The 836-nt window shown below is 68.1% G+C and carries 1 protein-coding gene; it reads left to right on the top strand.

Annotated features, from left to right (window positions below):
- Nucleotides 1-88 precede the first annotated feature (88 nt).
- The coding region (locus CFP71_RS40210; protein WP_093939132.1) for a molybdenum cofactor biosynthesis F family protein at nt 89-836 on the top strand (748 nt) is incomplete at its 3' end.

The raw sequence follows: 836 nt of genomic DNA, 5'->3' as shown, positions 1-836 counted from the left end.
ATGACTCGCCGACTTGAGATGGATGACGACCGCCCTGCCGACGCTGATCGCGGACGCGGGTTCACCACCAGACACTAGGACTGCCCCGATGCCCGAACTGACCCTGTCCGACACGTCCACCTGGCTGCCGCTGGACGGCCTCGCCCCCGGTTTCGACGCGAACAAGGCCCCCACGGTCGGCGACCTGCACGGCCGCACCTTCGAACTCGCCTGCGAAGACGGCACCACGTTCACCGCGGGTTTCTCCGGCACCCGGATCGAATGGACCTACCACGGCACCGGCACCGACCGCTGCGAGACGTTCCTGGTCGACGACGACCTGTACTACGTCCAGTTCCACCCGCAGGCACGGCAGGAAGAGGCGTTCACCCTCCTGCTCGACCTGCGCCGCGGCCGCGCGCTGCTCGTGCTGAGCAAGATCGGTGACACCTCGCCCCGGGTCACGCAGCAGTTCGTGGCCGCCACGATCGGCGGGATCGAACCCAGCGGCGAGTCACTGGCCCCGACCACGTCGCTGGTCGGGCGCCGGGTGCTGTGGGTGTACAGCACGGAGCACGCCTACGAGCACGTCTACCTCAGCCCGCACTGGTACACGTGGCAGTGCCTGGCCGGACCGGAGAGGGGGCTCGCCGACACCGACGAGAACTCGGTCTACGAATTGCGTCCCGGCATCTACGTCTTCGCCTGGCGGGAGAAGGTCATCCCGTGCGCGTCGGTGACCGTCGCCGATCACCGTGACGCCAAGCGGCTGCGCTCACACGGTGTCCTTTTCGGACTGGACGCCACCGGGAGCACTCCGACCCACTTCACCTTCGGCGCGCACGGCAAGCTGCTGA

Origin of the sequence: Amycolatopsis thailandensis (genome assembly GCF_002234405.1) — a bacterium.
Lineage (GTDB): Bacteria > Actinomycetota > Actinomycetes > Mycobacteriales > Pseudonocardiaceae > Amycolatopsis > Amycolatopsis thailandensis.
Note: the sequence above shows the minus strand (reverse complement) of the source record. Positions and strands in the feature narration are given on the sequence as shown.